We start from the raw sequence: 15816 nt of genomic DNA on the forward strand, positions 1-15816 counted from the left end.
AGTCCAGACCCCTGTCGAGGCCGCTTGTATGCGGCCTCGCTCTTGAAGATGAGAATATCGGAATGACCCTGAAGACCATCGAAGGTACCTTCATCGCCCCCAAAGGTCGCTATGCTTTGGTGGTTGGCCGCTTCAACAGCTTCGTCGTTGAAAGCCTGGTAAGCGGTGCCGTTGATGCCCTGGTACGCCACGGTGTCAGCGAAAGCGACATCACCATCATCCGTGCCCCGGGCGCATTTGAAATCCCGCTGGTAGCACAGAAGGTCGCCCAGCAAGGCGCCTACGACGCGATCATCGCCCTGGGCGCCGTGATCCGTGGCGGTACCCCGCACTTTGAATACGTGGCGGGCGAATGCACCAAGGGCCTGGCCCAGGTGTCCATGGAGTTCGGTGTTCCAGTGGCCTTCGGCGTACTGACCGTCGACTCCATCGAGCAAGCCATCGAGCGTTCCGGCACCAAGGCCGGCAACAAAGGTGCTGAAGCTGCCCTGTCCGCACTGGAAATGGTCAGCCTGCTGGCGCAGTTGGAGGCCAAGTGATTAGCGACGAAAGCGATCGTTTCAACCCGCGCGATCCAAAACCTGCGGATGCCGGCAAGCCCTCGAAGAGCGCCAAGCGCCGCGAAGCCCGCAAGCTCGCGACCCAGGCACTGTACCAGTGGCACATGGCGCAGCATTCGCTGAACGAGATCGAAGCGCAGTTCCGGGTGGATAACGATTTCACCGATGTCGACGGTGCCTATTTCCGTGAAATCCTGCATGGGGTTCCGGCAATCAAGGGCGAAATCGACAAGGCCCTGGCGCCTTGCATGACCATGACGCTGGAAGAGCTCGACCCGGTCGAGCTGGCCGTGCTGCGTCTGTCCACCTGGGAGTTCATCAAGCGCGTCGACGTACCGTACCGCGTAGTGATCAACGAAGGTGTCGAGCTGGCCAAGGTCTTTGGTGCCACCGACGGCCACAAGTTCGTCAACGGCGTGCTGGACAAGCTGGCACCGTCGCTGCGTGAAGCCGAAGTCAAGGCGAACAAGCGCTGATTCTGGCGCTGCCGAGCCATGGGTGAGTTCGAGCTGATCAACCATTACTTCGCCGCCGCGCCTTGTGCGCAGGGCGGCGAAGGCGTGGCCCTGGGTATCGGCGACGATTGCGCCCTGCTGGCCCTTCCCCCCGGTGAGCAACTGGCGGTGTCGACCGACACCCTGGTCGCCGGGGTGCATTTTCCCGCTGTTTGCGATCCGCTGCTGCTTGGCCAGCGTTCGCTGGCCGTGGCCGCCAGTGACCTGGCCGCCATGGGTGCAACTGCGATCGGCTTCACCCTCGCCCTGACCTTGCCTGATGTTGGCCCTGACTGGCTGGCAGCCTATGCTGACGGCCTCAGCCGCATGGCCCACCGTTGCCGCATGAGCCTGATCGGGGGTGACACTACCCGAGGCCCGCTGAGCATAACCGTTACCGTGTTTGGCCGTGTACCGACAGGCCAGGCGTTGCGCCGTAGCGGTGCACGGCCAGGCGACCTGCTGTGCGTTGGCGGGGTGCTGGGCAAGGCGGCCGGCGCGCTGCCGCTGGTGCTGGGCGAGCGCGAGGCGCCTGCTGAACAGGCCGAGCCGCTGCTGGCCCATTACTGGTCGCCAATGCCGCAGCTCACCCTCGGAACGCTGCTGCGTGGTCGGGCCACGGCGGCGCTGGACATCTCTGACGGCCTGCTCGCTGATTGCGGGCACATCGCCAAGGCGTCCGGCGTTGCGCTGGAGGTGAACCTGGCCCAGGTGCCAGTGTCTCCTGCTGTAGAGGCTTTCCTCGGCCGCGAAGCAGCAGTGCAGGCAGCCCTCGCCGGTGGCGATGATTACGTGCTGGCTTTTACGCTGCCGCCTGAGGCGCTGGCGCCCTTGGCTGATCTTGGCGTGGTCGAGGTGCATACCATTGGTCGTGTGCTCGAAGGGCAGGGCGTCACCTTGCGCGACGTGCAGGGCCGGGACATCACCCCCGTTCAGCGGGGCTATCAACACTTTAGGGAGACACCGTGACCGATCACCCCAATCAGGTGCCTGCGGAGTTTGTTCCGCCTTCGGTCTGGCGCAACCCGTGGCACTTCATCGCTTTTGGCTTCGGTTCGGGTACCTTGCCCAAGGCCCCGGGTACCTGGGGTTCGCTGGTGGCCATACCGTTCATCCCGTTGTGGCAGATGCTGCCTGACTGGGGCTATTGGCTGTTGCTGGGCGTAAGCATGCTGTTTGGCTTCTGGTTGTGCGGCAAAGTCGCCAATGACTTGCGCGTACACGACCATGAAGGCATTGTCTGGGATGAGATTGTCGGCATGTGGATCACCCTCTGGCTGGTGCCGGAGGGCTGGCAGTGGTTGCTGGCAGGGTTCCTGATGTTCCGCTTCTTCGACATCCTCAAGCCATGGCCGATCCGCTGGATCGACCGCCATGTGCACGGGGGTGTCGGCATCATGCTCGACGATATCCTGGCCGGCGTGTTTGCCTGGCTGGGCATGCAGGTTCTGGTGTGGGCGGTTGCCTGAACAGGGAGCGCGTGAATGGCCATAAGGACGTTGCTGTTGGCAGTGCTGCTGAGCGTTGCCCCATGGGTGGCAGCTGCTGAAGGCGTGCCCAAGCAGATCCACCTGGTCAGTGAAGAATGGCTCGATTACACCAACGCTGACGGTACCGGGGTGGCCTGGGACGTACTGCGCAAGGTGTTCGAGCCGGCAGGGGTCCAGGTGGTGACCCAGAGCGCGCCCTACAGCCGTGCAGTCGGGCTGGTCAAACGCGGCGAAGCCGATGCCTGGGTGGGCTCGTACAAGCAAGAGAACGACGACAACCTGTACCCACGCTGGCACTTCGACGTCGACCACATCTACGCCTTGGGGCTTGCCAGCAAACCTGTGCCCACTGCGCAGGACGTGGGCAAGTATCGCCTGGCCTGGGTGCGTGGCTACGATTACGGCAGCTACCTGCCAGATGTGCATGAATTCCGTGAAATTCAGCGCCGCGAAGGCATTCTGCCGATGCTCGAGCATGACCGGGTGGACTTCTACATTGATGCGCTGACCGAAGTCAATTACGTCCTCAGCCAGTCATCCCACCCCGAGCGCTTCCGCCTTAACCATGTGGCCGAATTACCGCTGTACCTGGCGTTTGCCCACAATGGCCAGGCCAAGGCCCTGAGTGACCTGTTCGACAAGCGCATGGACGAACTGGTGCGCAGCGGCGAGCTGAAGCCGATTTTCGAGCACTGGAAACAGCCGTACCCGTTCACTGCAGACAGCAAACCCCATTGAAGCAGGGGCGCTTCGCACTCCATCGCCGGCAAGCCAGCGCCCACAGGATCACCGCGGCTTCGGATCCTGTGAAGTACCTGTGGGAGCCGGCTTGCCGGCGATAAGGCCGGGCCTGGTGAACCTAAGCATCGAACTTTTCGATCTTAACCCGCGGTATTCAGCCCGCCCACAGCCTGCAACCGGCTGATACAATCGGCCCACGAGAAATTTCCAACTTATTCCAGGAGCACAACGTGCCCGTCGTCTTTGTTGCCGCCTCTAAACTCCCGACGCCATTCGCGACCTTCACCATGCACGGCTTCCTCGACGAAGCCACTGGCCGCGAGCACGTAGTGCTCAGCCTGGGTGACATTGCGGATGGCCAGCCGGTGCTGGGGCGCCTGCACTCCGAGTGCCTGACCGGCGACGCCCTGTTCAGCCAGCGCTGTGACTGCGGTTCGCAGCTGGAAGCCGCGCTGCAGGCGATCGCCCGAGAAGGCCGTGGGGTACTGCTGTACCTGCGTCAGGAAGGCCGTGGCATCGGCCTGTTGAACAAGATTCGCGCCTACGAGCTGCAGGATGGTGGCGCCGATACCGTCGAAGCCAATGAACGCCTGGGCTTTGCCGCCGACCAGCGCGACTACGCCATCTGCTTGCCGATGCTGGAGCACTTGGGCGTGAAAGCCCTGCGCCTGATGACCAATAACCCGCGCAAGGTCAAAGCCCTGACCGACATGAATATCGTGGTTGCCGAACGTGTGCCGCTGCACACCGGCCACAACCCGCACAACCGTTACTACTTGGCGACCAAGGCCGGTAAACTCGGCCACATGCTGGGCAATGAACACCAGGGCGAGGTGCCCCAGGCGTGACCCGCGCCGAGGTCAAGCGGCGCCTGGCACTGGCCTGGTGGCAGTACCTGGCTGTGGGCCTGGTGCCGCTGCCGGTCATGGCCTGGGCTTTTGGTGGTGGTGACGCGCTGATCCCGGTGCTGGCCATGCCACTGTTCATCGCCGGCGCGGCGACCATGTTCCTCAGCCTGCCGCGCTTCGGCGCTTACAAGCGCGCACTGATCGCCACCTCCAAGGTGCTCGGCACGGGCGAAGAGCCCGCTGCCTGGATCGAACTGGCGCGGGTGCGGCGCATGGCCATGCTGTACGCCTGCTTGCCGGCCTGGGTCGCCGCACTGTCTGTACTGGTCGGCCTGGAGGCGGTGCCGCAGATCCTGCTGGCGTTGTCCACCGTGGTGGTGCTGTACCTCTATCGCATTCCGCGCCAACTGGGCTGATGCGCTTTCTACCTGGCCTGCTGGCGCTGTTCGCCTGTACCGCGCTGGCCGCTGACCCCTTGCGGGTGGTCAGCCTGGCGCCTTCGATGACTGAAATCATGCTTGAACTGCAGGCCGACGACCTGCTGGTCGGCGTGCTCGACGGTGGCGAACGGCCGGCAGCCCTGCGCGACCTGCCCTCGGTAGGGCGCCAAGGTCAACTGGACATGGAGCGCCTGCTCAGCCTGCGCCCTGACTTGCTGCTGCTCTGGCCGGGCAGCGTGCCACCTGCCCAGCTCGACCAGCTCAAGCGCCTGGGCATTGCCACCTTCAGTGCAGAGCCCCGTGACATCGACCAGTTGATCGCGCAGATCGAAGCCATCGCCGAGCGTATCGGCCGTGCCGGGCAAGGCCATCAATATGCCCAGGCCCTGCGGGAACGGCTGCGGCAGCTGCGCCAGCAGTACCGGCGTGACGAGCCCTTGCAGGTGTTCTACCAGGTGTGGGACCAGCCGTTGTACACCCTGGGTGGCCGGCAGGTGGTGAGCGATGCCCTGGCCGTGTGCGGGGCGCGCAATGTGTTCGCCGACCTCAGCCAACCAGCGCCGCAGGTGAATGTGGAGTCTGTGCTGCTGCGAAATCCACAGGTCATCCTGGCGGGTGATCAAGCGCAACTGGCAAGCTGGAAGGCCTGGCCGCAACTGCGTGCGGTTGCCGATGGCGGTTTGCTGGTGATACCCGACAAAGGCATTGAGCGGCCCAGTGGGCAGATGATCGAAGCCACCGCCCGTTTGTGCGCAGTGCTCGCGGCTAAAGCGCCGGCGTCCAGGTAACGCTGAACAGCAGCGTACGGCCTTCTTCACGGTAGGGGTGATAGGCCCCCTCATAACTGTACAGGGCGCGGCTGTAAGAGCGGTCCAGCAGGTTATCCAGCTTCGCTTCCAGTTTCAGTTCATCAGTGGCGGCCCAGCTACCGCGCAGACCGAGCACACCATAGCCGCCGATGCGGTTGCGGTTGGCCTCATCGTCGTAGCTGCCGCTGACCGCTTGCCAGCTTGCCCCCGCGGTGAAACGCCCGAGCTCACGGTCCAGATCCAGGCTTAACGTGCGGCGTGCACGGCGGGCGAGAGTGTGGCCGCTGTCACGGTCACGCGGGTCGATCAGTGCCAGGCCCAGCTGGCTGTGCCAGGCGCCCCACTGTTGCGCCAATGCCATTTCGAAACCGTTGATCTGTGCCGAGGCCACGTTGCGGGGTACCGAGTCCTGGCCAAACACGATCGCATCGCGCAGATCGGTGCGGTATAGCGAGGCTTCCAGGCGGCTGTGCGTCGTCAGTTGGCTGCGCCATTGCAGCTCGTAGCTTCTGGAGTGCTCGGGGTCCAGGTCCGGGTTGCTGAACTGGGGGTAATAGAGGTCGTTGAAGGTTGGCGCCCGAAAGCCCTCGCTGTAGGACAGCAGCACATCATTCTGCGCATTCAACGGTACGCTCAGGCTGCCGCTCCAGGTGGTCTGGCCGCCGAACTGCTGGTTACGGTCATGGCGCACGCCCACCTCGGTTGAGAACTGCTCGCCCTGGTAGCGGTGCTGGACGAAGACGGCGCGGTTCCAGCGGCTGTCCTCGGTAAAGTCGGTGCTGGCGTGCACGCGGTCTTCGTACCAGTCGCCACCCAGCAACACGCTGTGTCGCTCGCCCAGGGCCAGGTCGTTCTGCCAGGTGACCTGATCACGGTAGGTATTGAACACGAAGCGTTCGGCGCTGAGCTTGTCGCGCTTGTCGTCGCGGTTCTCGCTGTGGGCCAGTTCCAGCCGCGAATGCCAGGTATCGGTGAGTTGGGCATCGAAGTAGCTGCCCAGGCTGCTGACGCTGAAATCGGTGTACGGCTGTTGGCCGTAGCTTTCGAAGGTGACCGGGTTGAAGCCGCCGAACGGGTTGTCGTATTCGCTGCGGCCACGGCTGTCGAGCAGGTTCAGGCCGGCCTCGAAGCGTTCACCAAAGGTGTGGCTCAGGTTCAGGTTGAATGCCTTGTTGCGGTAGGCGTCGTGGTCGCCATCGCTGGCGAAGGACGGCCCGGTCGAGTCGATGCCGGCCGTTTCATCCAGGCTGGCGCCAAGGTTGAAGCGGGTCGCGTCGCTGCCGCCAGAAAGCCCCAGGCTGCGCTGGAATGTCTGGTTGCTGCCGGCGGCCATGCGCAGGCGCGGCTGCAGGCCGGGGCCATTGCTGCGACGGGTGAAGATCTGGATTACCCCGCCAATGGCGTCGCTGCCGTACACCGCCGAGCGCGAGCCGCGCAGCACTTCCACCCGCTCGATCTGGTCGACGTTCAGAAACTGCAGGCCGCTGTCGCCAGAGGTAGCGTTGGCAATGCGCACCCCATCGACCAGCACCAGGCTTTGTGCCGCCTTGGTGCCGCGGATGAAGATGCCAGGCAGGCTGCCCCGGCCACCGGTTGGCGCCACTTGCACGCCGGGCACGCGGCTGAGCAGGTCGGTGACGCTGGCGGGTTGCAGGCGATCGATGTCAGTACGGGTGAAGACGGTGTTGGCAGCGCTGGTGGCGGTGCGCGACTCGACCTGGCGGCTGGCGCTGATCAGCACGTCGGGGAGCTTGAGGGCGTCGTCGCGCTCGGCGGCTAGCAGGAATGTGGGGGCACAGAGTAGTGCGGCACAGGCGGATGGTTTCATGGGCAGCCCCAAAGTATTCGCGGGACAAGCCCGCTCCCACAGGATTGTCAATGTTCTCGAAAAGCGTGATGGACCTGTGGGAGCGGGCTTGCCCCGCGAATGGGCCGCAAAGCGGCCCCAGGGATTACAGGCCGAGCCTGGCCATGCGGGCTTTTACCGAAGCTTCGATCCCGGCCGCATCCAGCCCGCACTCAGCCAGCATCTGCGCAGGCTTGGCATGCTCGACGTAGATGTCGGGCAAGCCCAGGTGCAGCAGCGGCTTGAGCACTGCCTGGCTGGCAAGGAACTCGCCCACCGCTGCACCCGCGCCACCCATGATGGCGTTCTCTTCAATGGTTACCAGCAGCCCGTGGCTGCCAGCCAGTTCAAGCACCAAGGCTTCGTCCAGCGGCTTGACGAAGCGCATGTCGACCACCGTGGCGTTGATCTGCTCGGCCACCTGCATGGCCTCGGTCAGCTGCACGCCGAACACCAGCAGGGCGACTTTCTCGCCTTGGCGGCGAACCACGCCTTTGCCGATTTCCAGTGGGTCCAGATCGCCACTGATCGGCGCATTCGGGCCGGTACCGCGCGGATAGCGCACGGCTGCCGGGCCGTTGTACAGGTGTCCGGTGCTGAGCATCTTGCGCAGCTCGTTTTCGTCGCTCGGGGTCATCACCAGCATGCCCGGGATGCAGCGCAGGTAAGACAGGTCGTAGCTGCCTGCGTGGGTCGGGCCGTCTTCGCCAACCAGGCCGGCGCGGTCGATGGCGAACAGCACGTCGAGGTTCTGCACCGCTACATCGTGGATCAGCTGGTCGTAGGCACGCTGCAGGAAGGTGGAGTAGATCGCCACCACCGGCTTGCTCCCTTCGCAGGCCATGCCGGCTGCCAAGGTCACGGCGTGTTGCTCGGCGATCGCCACGTCGAAGTAGCGCTCCGGGTAACGCTCGCTGAAGTCGACCAGGTCCGAGCCTTCCTTCATCGCCGGGGTAATACCCACAAGGCGGTTGTCGGCAGCGGCCATGTCGCACAGCCACTGGCCGAACACGGCGGAGTATTTCGGGCCGCTGACGGTCTTCGGCGCGGCAGGCTTGTCGGCCGGCTCCAGCTTGGTGATGGCGTGGTAGCCGATCGGATCGACCTCGGCCGGGGCGAAGCCCTTGCCCTTTTTGGTCACCACATGCAGGAACTGCGGGCCCTTCAGGTCACGCATGTTGCGCAGGGTGGCGATCATGGTCGGCAGGTCATGGCCGTCGATCGGGCCGATGTAGTTCCAGCCCAGCTCTTCGAACAGCGTACCCGGCACCAGCATGCCTTTGGCGTATTCCTCGGTGCGGCGGGCGATTTCCCAGGCGCCCGGCAGGCGCGACAGCACTTTCTTGCTGCCTTCGCGCATGCTCGCGTAGGTGCGGCTGGAGAGAATCTTGGCCAGGTAGTTGGACAGGCCGCCGACATTGCGCGAAATCGACATGTCGTTGTCGTTGAGGATCACCAGCATGTCGGCGTTGACTTCCTGGGCGTGGTTCAACGCCTCGAAGGCCATGCCGGCAGTCAGCGCACCGTCGCCGATCACCGCGATCGACTTGCGTGCGCTGTTCTGCAGACGGGCGGCAATGGCCATGCCCAATGCGGCGCTGATCGAGGTGCTGGAGTGGCCGACGCCAAAGGTGTCGTACTCGCTTTCGCTGCGGCGCGGGAAGGCGGCGATGCCGTCCTTCTGGCGCAGGCTGAGCATGCGGTTACGGCGCCCGGTGAGGATTTTGTGCGGGTAGGCCTGGTGGCCCACGTCCCACACCAGCCGGTCGTCCGGGGTGTCGAACACGTAGTGCAGGGCGATGGTCAGCTCGATCACGCCCAGACCGGCACCAAAATGCCCACCGGTCTGACCCACGGTGTAGAGCAGTTCCTGGCGCAGTTCGTCGGCCAGGGTCTCCAGGTCGGCTTCGGCCAACCGGCGCAGGCCGACAGGCGTGTCAGCGCGGTCGAGCAACGGCGTGACCGGGCGTTCGCGGGGGATCTCTTGAAACGTCGTGGGCATCAGGCGAGTCGTTATAGGTGTGTGAAGACGCGGCAGTTTACCCCATTGTAGGAAATACTGCCCATTCAGACGGGTGTCGCACGGGGCTGCTGTGCAGCCCATCGCCGGCAAGCCAGCTCCCACAGGAGCTTCACATATCACAGGCCGCTGAGGTACCTGTGGGAGCTGGCTTGCCGGCGATGGGGCGCGCAGCGGCCCCAATCAATCAGTTACGGCGTTCGACGATGTAGCGGGCCAAGGCCCGCAGCGGCTCGGCCGTTTCCCCGAACCCTTGTAGTGCGACCAGCGCCTGGTCGCGCAGTTCGGTTGCGTAGGCCTTGGCCGCTTCCAGGCCCAGCAGGGCCGGGTAGGTCGGTTTGTCACGTGCTATGTCGGCACCCTGGCGTTTGCCCAGGGTGGCGGTGTCGCTTTCCACATCGAGGATGTCGTCCTGCACCTGGAATGCCAGGCCAATGGCCTGTGCATACACCTGCAAGGCATCCAGCTGCGCCTGTTCGGCACGGGCACTGGCCAGGGCGCCGAGGCGTACGCTGGCCTCGATCAGTGCGCCGGTCTTGTGCCGGTGCATGAACTCCAGTGCCTGCTGGTCCAGCTTCAGGCCTACCGAACCGAGGTCGATGGCCTGGCCGCCGACCATGCCTGCCGGGCCGGCGGCCTTGGCCAGGGCCTGGACCATGGTCAGGCGTACGCTGTCGGCCTGCGGGCTGAGGCCCGGGTCGAGCAGGGCACTGAACGCCAGGCTCTGCAAACCGTCGCCCGCCAGGATGGCGCAGGCTTCGTCGAACGCTTTGTGGGTAGTGGGTTGGCCGCGACGCAGGTCGTCATCGTCCATGGCTGGCAGGTCGTCATGCACCAGCGAGTAGGCGTGGATCAGTTCGACCGCGCAGGCCGCGCCGTTGGCCTGTTCGGCCGGGGCGCCCAAGGCTTCGCAGGCCGCGTAGGCCAGCAGCGGGCGTACGCGCTTGCCGCCGTTCATCACGCTGTAGCGCATGGCGGCGTAAAGGCGTTCCAGCTCTTTGGACGGGGCAACGAACAGCCGTTCGAGGGCAGCGTCGACCCGCGCCTGGCAGCTGGCCTGGTAGGTGCCGATCATGCTTCCGGCTCCGCGTCGAAGGGCTGCGCGGCCAGTTCGCCGTCGCGTTCCAGCAGGATCTGCACCTTCTGTTCGGCCTGGGCCAGTGCACCCTGGCAATCACGGGTCAGGGCGATGCCTTGCTCGAAGGCGGCCAGCGACTCTTCCAGCGACAACTCGCCGTTCTCCAGGCGCTCGACCAGTGCTTGCAGGTCTGCGAGGGATTGCTCGAAATCGAGGGAGGCTTTTTTGCGGGCCATGGCGACTTTCTCGGTGGCATTCAGAACGGCGCGACACTAGCAGAGCGGGGCGGGGGGAGCAAACTTCCCGGGCAATGCGGTTGGATTTGCCGGCCTCTTCGCGGGTAAACCTCCACAGGTATTACACCGGTTCTAAACCCGGCGCGGACCCTGTGGGAGCGGGCAAACCCGCGAATAGCCTCAAGGCGGCCTATCAGGCCGGCTCTGCTTCCCGTTCCAGCATCGCCTCGCGGTACCGCGCCAGCTCCTCGATGGTCAGCACCGGCAAGTTGTACTGCCGCGCATAAACCGCCACCTGCTCGCCACGCGCCATGCTGCCATCGGGGTTCATCAGCTCGCACAGCACCGCCGCCGGGCGCAGGCCGGCCAGGCGCGCCAGGTCCACCGAGCCTTCGGTGTGCCCACGGCGGGTCAGCACCCCGCCATTGCGGGCGCGCAGCGGGAACACATGCCCCGGGCTGACGATATGGCGCTGTTCGGCGCTGGAGCGCAGTGCCGCGCCAATGGTGGTGATGCGGTCCTGGGCAGAAACCCCGGTGGTGATGCCTTCTGCCGCCTCGATGGTAACGGTGAAGCCGGTGCCGTGGCGGGCCTGGTTGTTCTGCACCATTGGCGCCAGTTGCAGTGCGTCGACGGTGGCTTCGTCCAGGCACAGGCAGACGATGCCGCTGCAGTCGCGAATCATCATGGCCATGGTCTGCAGCGTAATGTTTTCGGCAGCGGCAATGATGTCCGCTTCGTCCTCGCGGTCGTCATCGTCGAGCAACAATACAGGGCGCCCGGCCTGGAAGGCGGCGATGGCGGCGGAAACATTGGGGAACTTCGAGTGGTGCTGGGTGGACATGAAACGCTCCTCGTGAGTGATCGATGAACGTCTCGGGGCGAACAAAATGCGCGCGCAGGGGCGCCCGGATGGCCCCTGCCTGACGCCTTCTTTCATCCGGACTATGACCGTCGGCTCTGGAGTTGCACCAGATCTGCTGACCCCCGGCATGGCCGGGGCGCTCGCGGGCTCATCTTTCGATTTACCGCCGGTGGGGACTTGCACCCCGCCCTGAAGACCCGCCAAGCATACAGCACTGTGACGCCTGGCTGGCAACCCGGTGCACCTCGACTTTTGGCGCATGCATGTAGCCATTTACCACATCGTGCCAGTTTCCAGCCCATAGAGTGCAGGCTCTGTCTTACCTCACCCAGGAGCACCCATGACCACACTCTACCCCTACACTGCCGCCGATCTTGACAAGGTATTTGCTTCGCTTGAGCCGCTCTGGTTCGATAAAAAACGCTACGCCTCGGGCCTGGACAGCAACCCCAACCCCAGCATCTTGATCGTGGCCGGGGCCCAAGGCTCCGGCAAGACTTACCTGCTGGACAACCACTTGCTGCCAAGCGGGCGCTATGATGACTTTGTGCGACTGTACTTGCCCTCGTTTCGCGAACTGCATCCGCATTACGCGGCCATGCAGGAAAAGGGCGTGCTGCATGTCTACGAACACACCGAGCCATTCATCTGGGCCTTGTGTGAAAAGGTTTTCAACCATGCCTTTGATAATCGATACAACATCATCATGGAATGCGCGCTCGATGATCTTCGTTTCGCCGATTTCCCCGCGCAAGCCGTACAGGCTGGTTATCGATTCGAAGTGCACCTGATTGCGTGCCAAAAGGAGTTCAGCCATTGGGCGACCCTCGACCGGGGCATCAAAAGCATCGGCGCAAACGAGCCCGAACGGTTCATGCCACTGTCGGTGATTGAGGGTTCGCAAGCCAATGCCCGGGCTATCCTGGACGCCTTCGAAAATGCCTGCATAAAAGTGCAAGACTCTGAAATCACGTTGTATCAACGCGGAATCGAGACGGGCATGGACAGCCAGGTGCTATGCTCCAGCCGCTGCGAAGCCGTTGATAACCTGACGCCTCAGCCAGATTTCAAGGGGAAGCCGTTCTTTACCGCTGCGCAGTTGAACCCGTCATTCGAAATTCGCCGAACCCCTGCGGCCAACGCGCCATGTTCCTATCCGCAATATTCCCAGGTTGTGCATACCGGCATGCTTGAGGAGGACACGCGACAGCAGATGGTCCGCTTGTGTTGCAAGACGCTCGATCGGGCACAGACGGAAATGCCGCGCGTGCCCGCAGACGTGTTCCACCAGTTGAGTATGTATGTGCTCAAGTACATCTACCCTTGAGCGGGGCCTAATGCGTCATCTGCTCCAAGACCAGGCGCAGTGAGGCTGGCAGCATGGCGCCATGCCCCAGTCCATTGAACCGTTCAAAGTGCACCTCCATCCCTGGCACTTCGGCCAGGGATGCCGCCAGCTCCCGCGCCGGCCGTTCCACATCGCCTTTCATCGGCCCCCGAGGGCTCGACGGCTCTTCATCGCCGCGCATCAGCAGCAACTGTCGTCGCTTGTTACCCAATCGCTGCTGTAGCCCCTGCGCCTCGCGAACGATCGCGCCGTCATGCCACCACAATGAAGGGCTGGCCGCCGCGTAATCACTGAAGGCTTCAGGCCGAGTGAACAGCGCATGCAACACTGCCAGCCCCCCATATGAATGCCCCCATAGCGTCTGGCGCTGCAGGTTGATAGGTGCCACCTTGGCCACCATCGGCCGCATGTGGCGGGTCAACAGATCGAAAAACACATCCACGCCACCGCTGGGCTGGCCGGTCAGCGGATCGCGCTGTTCTGTCAGCCCAGCAATCGCCGGGGTGTAGTCGTAGGTGCGGCTGGCCCGCTCGATGCGCTGCTCGGATTGGTACCCCACCGCCACCAACAGCGGCGCCTGGCCCTTGGCGAGCTTATTCAGCAGGTCGCTGTCCAAGGCGCCCAGGGCGGCATTGCCGTCGAGCATCCACAGCACCGGGTAGCCTGCGGCAGGTGCCGGGCGGTTCGGCGTGCCGATCCACAAACGGTAATGACGCTGGCCATCGGCCGAGTCAAGGTCGAGCTGGCTGAAGCGGTAGGCCAGGTCCTGACGTTGCAGCAGCGAGGTGTCCATCTTCTGGTTTCGCTCGGGCTGCGCCAGGGCCACGGGGGTTGCAAGGGCCAGTGCCAAAGCCAGCGTCAGGATCATCTTGCTCATCAGGCTTCTCGTCAGGGCGTTGCGAGGACCGCAAGGCTGAAACGCCAAGATGATAATCAGTCCTGATTGAGCGTAAAGCGCATTAACTTTCTAAACAGTCCCGTGCCCTCGGCAACGTCATGTGAAGGCACAGGCCAGGGTGGCCATTGCGGGCCCACAAGCGGCCACCCTGCAGTTCGATGGCGCGGCGAGCGATGGCCAGGCCAAGGCCGAACCCGGCGCCGCTGTCGGCCAGGCGCTGGTAGGGCTTGAAGATACGCTCAAGGTCGGCGTCAGGTACGCCGGGGCCCTGGTCGCTCAGGCGCAAGTGCCAGCAATCACCCTCACGCCAGCCATCCAGGCATACCCGGCCTTGGGCTGGCGAGTGGCGAATGGCATTGCGCATCAGGTTTTCAAGGGCTTGAGCCAGGCTGTCCAGATGGGCGTGCACCACACACTCGGTACCGAGCGAACACGACAGGCGCGCACGGTCCCAGCCACTTTCGAAGCAGACGTCCTGGCACAGTGCTTCCCATACCGAAGCTATCAATACCGGCTCGGTTGGCAAGCTGGGTTGTTCGGTATCCATCCAGGCCAGGTCCAGCGTGTCCTCCAGCAGTTTCTGCATGTCGTTGACTTCGCGGTCCAGGCGCTCGCGCAACTGCGGCGGCGGCAAGTCGCTGTCGTGGGCGATGCGCAACCGCGCCAGGGGCGTGCGCAATTCGTGAGACAGTGTGCGCAACAGCAGGCGCTGTTGCTCAAGGCTCTGGCGCAGGCGCCCGGCCATATGCTCAAAGGCCTGTGCCAGTTCACCCAGCTCGTCGCGGCGTTCCAGCAGGGGCAAGGCGGGGTGGTCAAGGTCGTCGGCACGCAGGGCGTCGGCGCGGTCGCGCAGGCGGTTCAGCGGTACTACCAGATGCCGATACAACGCCAGCCCCAGCAGCAGGGCGAGCAGTGCTGGGGCAACGCCGTGGGTGATCGCATGGGTCCATGGCGTCAGGCCGGTGGGCAACATACGTTCGGGCAGTTGCAGCACCAAGCGGCCGTGCTCGGGGTGTTGCGGGAACTCAATGCTGACGTAGGGCAGTTCATCCTGCAGGCGCCGGCTCATTGGCCAGTCCAGTTTGCGCATGAAGGTCAGGTGGCTGGCTTCCTTGGCGCTCAGCGGCGTGGTGCCGAGGCTTTGCAGGTGCGGCCCGATCACCGCCACCCACGTATCCTCGGCCTGCTCCAGTTGCCTGCGCCAGGCCTCGGCGCCGATTGCGCCGCCTTGGTTCCAGGCGTCTTCAGCTTGTTGCGCATAGCGCGCCAGGTAATCCTGGTCGGCCCGGGACAGAAAATAGGTGCTGCGTTCCACGGACAGGCCCCAGGTCCAGATCAGCCAGGTCAGCAGCAGGCAGAAGCTGACCTGCAGTACGGCCAGTTTCCACAGCAACGGGTGGCGCCGCATCAGGGCTGTTCCGTGTCGACCAGGATGTACCCCTGCCCGCGCACAGCCTGGATCTGCAGGTGCTGGGCACTGATATCGGCCAGTTTGCGGCGCAGGTTGCACACATGTACATCCAGGCCCCGGTCCAGGCGGGTATAGGCCCGATGCAGCACGGTCTGGTACAGGAACGGTTTGCTCAAGGCTTCATTGGGGTGCGCCCGCAGCGTGACCAGCAAGCGGAATTCGGAAGCGGTGAGGCCAGCGGCGTTGCCGTTGTGGATAACGTCCTGGCGGTCGTGGTCCAGCAGCACTTCGCCGACATCGGTACGCAGCACCATGCCGCGATCGAATGCCACGCGCCGCAGCAAGGCATCCACCCGTGCGTCCAGCTCCGCCAGGCTGAAGGGCTTGGGCAGGTAGTCGTCGGCACCACGGGTAAAGCCACTGATGCGGTCCTGCTCGGCCCCCAGCGCCGACATCAGCATGACCGGCACCGCCTGTTGTCGGCGCAGCTCACCGAGCAGGCTGAGGCCATCGATACCCGGCAGCATGATGTCCAGCAACACCAGGTCGAACGAAGATTGCCGGATTGCGTCCAGGGCCTGCGTGCCCGTGGTGCAGGCGTGCACCCGAAAACCGCGTTTGAGGAAATGGCATTCCAGGTCCTGACGCAGGCTTGCGTCGTCTTCGGCGAGGAGAAGTGAGGTGGGCACGGCGAGCCTTGAATGAGAACCTGTATCAGTTACGAATCATCCC

General features: G+C 64.0%; 17 protein-coding genes and 1 riboswitch. Of the genes, 9 read left to right on the top strand and 8 right to left on the bottom strand.

Annotated features, from left to right (window positions below):
- Nucleotides 1–62 precede the first annotated feature (62 nt).
- The 8 genes from ribH to AC07XM_RS12430 all read left to right on the top strand — a co-directional run bounded on the left by ribH (nucleotide 63) and on the right by AC07XM_RS12430 (nucleotide 5361).
- Nucleotides 63–539, top strand: coding sequence for a 6,7-dimethyl-8-ribityllumazine synthase (gene ribH / locus AC07XM_RS12395; RefSeq protein ID WP_003255395.1), 477 nt, complete (start codon nucleotides 63–65; stop codon nucleotides 537–539).
- On the top strand, nucleotides 536–1036 hold the full coding sequence (gene nusB / locus AC07XM_RS12400) for a transcription antitermination factor NusB (RefSeq protein ID WP_023049296.1): 501 nt from the start codon (nucleotides 536–538) through the stop codon (nucleotides 1034–1036). The genes ribH and nusB overlap by 4 nt, the downstream gene beginning before the upstream one ends.
- Nucleotides 1037–1054: 18 nt before the next feature.
- Entirely contained in the window at nucleotides 1055–2023 is a 969-nt protein-coding gene (gene thiL / locus AC07XM_RS12405; RefSeq protein WP_016484699.1) for a thiamine-phosphate kinase, read from the top strand.
- On the top strand, nucleotides 2020–2523 hold the full coding sequence (locus tag AC07XM_RS12410) for a phosphatidylglycerophosphatase A family protein (protein WP_003255391.1): 504 nt from the start codon (nucleotides 2020–2022) through the stop codon (nucleotides 2521–2523). Before thiL ends, AC07XM_RS12410 begins: the two co-directional genes overlap by 4 nt.
- A 15-nt stretch (nucleotides 2524–2538) precedes the next feature.
- Nucleotides 2539–3282, top strand: coding sequence for a substrate-binding periplasmic protein (locus AC07XM_RS12415; RefSeq protein WP_016484700.1), 744 nt, complete (start codon nucleotides 2539–2541; stop codon nucleotides 3280–3282).
- Between the two features lie 233 nt (nucleotides 3283–3515).
- Entirely contained in the window at nucleotides 3516–4133 is a 618-nt protein-coding gene (gene ribA, locus AC07XM_RS12420; protein ID WP_016484701.1) for a GTP cyclohydrolase II, read from the top strand.
- Nucleotides 4130–4549, top strand: coding sequence for a hypothetical protein (locus AC07XM_RS12425; protein WP_016484702.1), 420 nt, complete (start codon nucleotides 4130–4132; stop codon nucleotides 4547–4549). The genes ribA and AC07XM_RS12425 overlap by 4 nt, the downstream gene beginning before the upstream one ends.
- The gene (locus AC07XM_RS12430; protein ID WP_102689008.1) at nucleotides 4549–5361 is read left to right on the top strand and encodes a cobalamin-binding protein; all 813 of its coding nucleotides are present in this window, start codon (nucleotides 4549–4551) and stop codon (nucleotides 5359–5361) included. The genes AC07XM_RS12425 and AC07XM_RS12430 overlap by 1 nt, the downstream gene beginning before the upstream one ends.
- On the opposite strand, the gene AC07XM_RS12435 is transcribed toward AC07XM_RS12430, so the two are convergent.
- The 5 genes from AC07XM_RS12435 to ribB form a co-directional block, all read right to left on the bottom strand.
- The gene (locus AC07XM_RS12435; protein ID WP_102689007.1) at nucleotides 5339–7210 is read right to left on the bottom strand and encodes a TonB-dependent receptor domain-containing protein; all 1872 of its coding nucleotides are present in this window, start codon (nucleotides 7208–7210) and stop codon (nucleotides 5339–5341) included. The two genes, AC07XM_RS12430 and AC07XM_RS12435, sit on opposite strands and share 23 nt — an antisense overlap.
- Nucleotides 7211–7334: 124 nt before the next feature.
- Nucleotides 7335–9230 (bottom strand): 1-deoxy-D-xylulose-5-phosphate synthase, encoded by a 1896-nt coding sequence (gene dxs / locus AC07XM_RS12440; RefSeq protein WP_016484705.1) that lies wholly within the window; start codon nucleotides 9228–9230, stop codon nucleotides 7335–7337.
- A gap of 205 nt (nucleotides 9231–9435) precedes the next feature.
- A complete protein-coding gene (gene ispA, locus AC07XM_RS12445; RefSeq protein ID WP_016484706.1) occupies nucleotides 9436–10323 on the bottom strand; it encodes a (2E,6E)-farnesyl diphosphate synthase in 888 nt (295 codons plus the stop codon).
- Nucleotides 10320–10562 carry an exodeoxyribonuclease VII small subunit gene (locus tag AC07XM_RS12450; protein ID WP_003255380.1) on the bottom strand — a complete coding sequence of 81 codons (243 nt, stop codon included), beginning with the start codon at nucleotides 10560–10562 and terminating at the stop codon, nucleotides 10320–10322. The genes ispA and AC07XM_RS12450 overlap by 4 nt, the downstream gene beginning before the upstream one ends.
- A gap of 193 nt (nucleotides 10563–10755) precedes the next feature.
- A complete protein-coding gene (ribB, locus tag AC07XM_RS12455) occupies nucleotides 10756–11406 on the bottom strand; it encodes a 3,4-dihydroxy-2-butanone-4-phosphate synthase (RefSeq protein ID WP_016484707.1) in 651 nt (216 codons plus the stop codon).
- An 80-nt stretch (nucleotides 11407–11486) separates the two neighbouring features.
- A riboswitch (FMN riboswitch) is annotated at nucleotides 11487–11628 on the bottom strand.
- Between the two features lie 139 nt (nucleotides 11629–11767).
- Here ribB and AC07XM_RS12460 point away from each other — a divergent pair.
- Nucleotides 11768–12754 (top strand): zeta toxin family protein, encoded by a 987-nt coding sequence (locus AC07XM_RS12460; RefSeq protein ID WP_102667880.1) that lies wholly within the window; start codon nucleotides 11768–11770, stop codon nucleotides 12752–12754.
- Nucleotides 12755–12761: 7 nt separating this feature from the next.
- Here AC07XM_RS12460 and AC07XM_RS12465 read toward each other — a convergent pair whose 3' ends face one another.
- The 3 genes from AC07XM_RS12465 to AC07XM_RS12475 all read right to left on the bottom strand — a co-directional run bounded on the left by AC07XM_RS12465 (nucleotide 12762) and on the right by AC07XM_RS12475 (nucleotide 15773).
- Nucleotides 12762–13652, bottom strand: coding sequence for an alpha/beta hydrolase (locus tag AC07XM_RS12465; protein ID WP_070086742.1), 891 nt, complete (start codon nucleotides 13650–13652; stop codon nucleotides 12762–12764).
- Between the two features lie 82 nt (nucleotides 13653–13734).
- Complete coding sequence (locus tag AC07XM_RS12470; protein ID WP_095116987.1) at nucleotides 13735–15081, bottom strand: HAMP domain-containing sensor histidine kinase; 1347 nt, start codon at nucleotides 15079–15081, stop codon at nucleotides 13735–13737.
- Nucleotides 15081–15773 (bottom strand): response regulator transcription factor, encoded by a 693-nt coding sequence (locus AC07XM_RS12475; RefSeq protein WP_060519257.1) that lies wholly within the window; start codon nucleotides 15771–15773, stop codon nucleotides 15081–15083. Before AC07XM_RS12475 ends, AC07XM_RS12470 begins: the two co-directional genes overlap by 1 nt.
- Between the last annotated feature and the right edge of the window lie 43 nt (nucleotides 15774–15816).

Source organism: Pseudomonas sp. GW460-LB5, assembly GCF_059423245.1.

What these genes read in the sequence shown, in the direction of transcription:
- ribH (WP_003255395.1), top strand. Translation starts at nt 63, where the DNA reads ATGACCCTGAAGACCATCGAAGGTACCTTCATCGCCCCCAAAGGTCGC.
- thiL (WP_016484699.1), top strand. Translation starts at nt 1,055, where the DNA reads ATGGGTGAGTTCGAGCTGATCAACCATTACTTCGCCGCCGCGCCTTGT.
- AC07XM_RS12415 (WP_016484700.1), top strand. Translation starts at nt 2,539, where the DNA reads ATGGCCATAAGGACGTTGCTGTTGGCAGTGCTGCTGAGCGTTGCCCCA.
- AC07XM_RS12430 (WP_102689008.1), top strand. Translation starts at nt 4,549, where the DNA reads ATGCGCTTTCTACCTGGCCTGCTGGCGCTGTTCGCCTGTACCGCGCTG.
- AC07XM_RS12435 (WP_102689007.1), bottom strand. Translation starts at nt 7,210, where the DNA reads ATGAAACCATCCGCCTGTGCCGCACTACTCTGTGCCCCCACATTCCTG.
- dxs (WP_016484705.1), bottom strand. Translation starts at nt 9,230, where the DNA reads ATGCCCACGACGTTTCAAGAGATCCCCCGCGAACGCCCGGTCACGCCG.
- ispA (WP_016484706.1), bottom strand. Translation starts at nt 10,323, where the DNA reads ATGATCGGCACCTACCAGGCCAGCTGCCAGGCGCGGGTCGACGCTGCC.
- AC07XM_RS12450 (WP_003255380.1), bottom strand. Translation starts at nt 10,562, where the DNA reads ATGGCCCGCAAAAAAGCCTCCCTCGATTTCGAGCAATCCCTCGCAGAC.
- ribB (WP_016484707.1), bottom strand. Translation starts at nt 11,406, where the DNA reads ATGTCCACCCAGCACCACTCGAAGTTCCCCAATGTTTCCGCCGCCATC.
- AC07XM_RS12460 (WP_102667880.1), top strand. Translation starts at nt 11,768, where the DNA reads ATGACCACACTCTACCCCTACACTGCCGCCGATCTTGACAAGGTATTT.
- AC07XM_RS12465 (WP_070086742.1), bottom strand. Translation starts at nt 13,652, where the DNA reads ATGAGCAAGATGATCCTGACGCTGGCTTTGGCACTGGCCCTTGCAACC.
- AC07XM_RS12470 (WP_095116987.1), bottom strand. Translation starts at nt 15,081, where the DNA reads ATGCGGCGCCACCCGTTGCTGTGGAAACTGGCCGTACTGCAGGTCAGC.